Raw genomic sequence first — 241 nt, 5'->3', positions numbered from 1 at the left:
AAGCCCATATGCTGACGGCTTATGAGCGCTTGTTGCTTGATGCATTAAATGGCGACGCAACCTTGTTTGCACGTTCAGATGCAGTCGAAACATGTTGGGAATATGTTCAGCCGATTCTGGACTTTAAAGAGCGCCCACAAGCATTGTTTGGTTACGCTAGTGGTACATGGGGGCCGAAAGAGTCTCATGATCTGCTAGAGCGTGATGGAAAAATGTGGCGCTTCCCATGCAAAAACTTAAC

At 47.3% G+C, this 241-nt stretch carries 1 pseudogene; it reads left to right on the top strand.

The annotated features are described in order from the left end of the window. A pseudogene (locus tag AB4585_RS27980) lies at positions 1-241 on the top strand (glucose-6-phosphate dehydrogenase); the annotation flags it as partial.

The sequence above is a fragment of the Vibrio sp. 10N.222.49.C9 genome (assembly GCF_041474985.1).
Classification (GTDB): domain Bacteria; phylum Pseudomonadota; class Gammaproteobacteria; order Enterobacterales; family Vibrionaceae; genus Vibrio; species Vibrio crassostreae_C.
Note: the sequence above shows the minus strand (reverse complement) of the source record. Positions and strands in the feature narration are given on the sequence as shown.